1 protein-coding gene is annotated in these 3,261 nt (G+C 70.9%); it reads left to right on the top strand.

The features are described 5' to 3' along the window. Positions 1–400 precede the first annotated feature (400 nt). Positions 401–3,148, top strand: a complete 2,748-nt coding sequence (locus BIV24_RS27280) for a SpoIIE family protein phosphatase (RefSeq protein WP_071369129.1) — start codon at positions 401–403, stop codon at positions 3,146–3,148. Positions 3,149–3,261 lie beyond the last annotated feature (113 nt).

Here is a 3,261-nt window from a genome sequence, read left to right as displayed (position 1 = left end):
CTCCGTCGCTGCGCCAGACTCCACTGTGTCCCTCCCGCAGGGGTCGACCATCACTGCCGTGCTCAGCGGTACTGCTCGGCGTACCGGTTACTGCTGCGTACTGCCGCCCGGTTCTCCGGACACGCGCGCGTGCTCCTGCCTGGTGTGACAGACGGCACTCGGCCTGCCCGGTCCATCTCCGGAAGCCTGCCCAGTGTTTCACCATGCCCGAACCAGGCCATAACAGTTCGGCAGCTTCGCACATGGTTCGCACACACTCCGGACGTAAACACCTGCGTCCGGCATCCGCATGGGCGGCGAAGGTAAGTAACCTTGCATGCGGCTGTCCAGCCGCACCGGTCCAACCGGCCTGGGCGGTGGCACGAGCACGAGCGGGCAGGCATCGGAGGGGCACCGCACCATGACCACCGGACTGCATCCAGGGGGACCGCATCAGGATCCCCGGGACATGGGGAACCAACCGCTGTCTCGGCGGGAGCGAGTCGGCCCGGGAACCTCGCATGTCGAGAACCGGCCGAGGAGTTCTGTCGTCACCGCGCGCGCGGCGGCCCGCTTCGAGCCCGTCGGACGCTCGGTCGCGACCGCCCGGTCCTTCGTCCGCGACACGCTCCAGGGCTGGGGTTTCGCCGACATCATCGACGACGCCGTGGTCCTCACCAGCGAACTGGTCACCAATGCCGTGGTCCACGCGGGCACCTCCGCGGAGGTCCTGTGCCTGCGCAGCGACGACGGCGTACGCATCGAGGTCGCCGACCGCTACCCCGAGCGCGAGATCCCCCTGCAGACGACGGCCGTCAGCATGGGCAGCCCCGACCGCGAGGGCGGCCGCGGCCTCCAGCTCTGCGCCGCGCTGGCCGGCCGCTGGGGTGTGGAGTACACGCCCACGCACAAGCAGGTCTGGTTCCAACTCGACCTCCCCGAGCGCCCGGTGGGCACACGCGCGGCGGGCCCCTCGCTGCCCGCAGACCTGCTCCCGCTCGCCGACGGCCGGGTCCGCGTCGCGGTCGTCCAGATCGACCGCACCAGCTCCATCTCCGCCTGGAACGAGGATGCGGAGGAGCTCTTCGGGTACGCCGCCGACCAGGTGACCGGCAAACCGCTGACCGACCTCGCGGCCTGGCCGCACACCCCGGGCACCAGCACGGGTATCGCCGAGGCGCTCCAGCTCTCCCGCTGGGAGGGCAGCTACGGCATTCGCGGCGCGGACGGCCGCGTGACTCCCGTCTATGCATCGCACCTGCGTGTACGGGACACGTCCGGCGAGCCGTCCACGGTCTGTCTGCTGGTACGCGACCACGAACGCGCCGTCCTGCAGACCCCGTTGCGCGGACCGGCCCCCGACTCCGCGACCGCCCCGGACGGCCAGGCCGCGGACCCCTTCGAGGTCTTCATCGGCTCCCCGCCCCCCGATGACCTCGACGGTCTTCTGCAACGCACGGTGGAGCGCGCCCGCGACATGCTCGACGGCGACGCGGCCTTCCTCCTCCTCGCGACCGATGACGAGACGGAACTGGAGGTTCGCGCCTCCACGGGCCTGCCCTCCGCCCGCCAGCGCTTCGCCCGTGTCCCGGTCGAGGCGGGCCCCGGCCGCTACGGCTCGGCCCGCCTGCCGGCTGTCCACGACGACCTGACGGCCGCCACGGGCGCCGTACCGCTGTTGCAGGGCACGGGCATGCGCTCGGTGGTGACGGTCCCGCTGAAGGTGGAAGGCCGCCTCACGGGTTCCCTCGGTGTTGCGGCGGAGGCGCCGTCCCGCTATTCCAACGAAGAGGCGCTGCGCCTCCAGTTCGCTGCCGACCGTATCGCGCTCGCCGTCGAGTCGGCCCGCCTGGGCGAGTTGGAGCGCCTGCGCCGTGGCTCGCTGAGCTTCCTCGTCGAGGCCTCGGACCTCCTGGCGGGCACCCTGGACCGCGACCAGACCCTGGCTCTCATGGCCCAGATGACGATCCCGACCCTGGCCACCTGGTGCGCGGTGTACACGATCGCCGACCAGGCCTCGGAGCCGTATCTCTCGTACGTTCTGCACGAGGACGAGGACCTCATCGACGGTCTGAAGGCGCTGCTGTCGAAGATCCCGCCGCCGGAGCCGATCCCCACACCGGGCGCCCGGGTCTGGGCGGCCCCGGCAGAGGCGGCCCACCAGGCGGCCCTGCGCACCTCCATGCGGAGCCTGGGCCTGGGTGAGCCCTCGACGGTCAGTTCCGGTATCGGTACGACGCTGGCGACGGCCTCGGCTGTGGGTGGCGAAACGGTCGTCCTGCCGCTCGTCGCCCGCAATCGCGTCATCGGCATGCTGACGCTGGGCAAGCCGGCGGACGAGCACTTCCGCCAGGAGATCCTGGAGCTGGCGGAGGACTTGAGCCGCCGGGCCGCCCTGGCGCTGGACAATGCCCGGCTGTACTCGGAGCGCACCGCCATCAGCCAGTCCCTCCAGCGCAGCCTGCTCCCGCCGGAACTGCCGTCCGTCGACGGGGTCGAGGTCGAGGTCATCTACCGCGCGGCCGGTGAGGGCAACGAGGTGGGCGGCGATTTCTACGACCTGTTCCCGATCCGCGACGGCGCGTACGGCTTCGCCATCGGTGATGTCTGCGGTACGGGTCCGGAGGCGGCGGCGGTCACCGGCCTGGCCCGGCATGCTCTCCGTCTGCTGGCCAGGGAGGGCTTCGGTGGCCCGGCGGTCCTGGAGCGCCTGAATTCCGCGATCCTCGACGAGGGTGCCCGCAGCCGCTTCCTGACGCTCCTCTACGGCGAGTTGTGGCCGCAGGAGGACGGCAGTGCGGTGCTGAAGGTGGTCTGCGCGGGTCACCCGCTGCCGTTGCGGCTACGCCAGGACGGCACGGTGGAACCGGCCGCCGAACCGCAGCCGCTGCTCGGCGTCATGGAGGACCTGGAGTTGTACGAGCAGACGGTGACGCTCGATCCGGGGGATGTCCTGCTGTGTGTCACGGACGGGGTCACGGAGCGTCGCGAGGGCACACGCATGCTGGGCGACGACGGCCTCGCGGATGTGCTGACGACCTGCACGGGCCTCACGGCGGGCGCGGTTGCCGCCCGCATCATGCGCGCGGTCGAACGCTTCGCGTCGGATGCCCCGTCGGACGACATGGCGATTCTCGCGATGCGGGTGTCGGGCCTTCCGAAGGGCTGAGGGAACACCCGGGCCGTGGGCCCGGGTTGAGACATCGAAAAGGCCTCGCCCATCAGGGCGAGGCCTTTTCACTGGAGCCCCCAAACGGAATCGAACCGTTGACCTTCTCCTTA

This window comes from Streptomyces colonosanans (genome assembly GCF_001866645.1).
Lineage (GTDB): Bacteria > Actinomycetota > Actinomycetes > Streptomycetales > Streptomycetaceae > Streptomyces > Streptomyces colonosanans.
This window is presented reverse-complemented; position numbering and strand designations above follow the sequence as displayed.

What these genes read in the sequence shown, in the direction of transcription:
- BIV24_RS27280 (WP_071369129.1), top strand. Translation starts at nt 401, where the DNA reads ATGACCACCGGACTGCATCCAGGGGGACCGCATCAGGATCCCCGGGAC.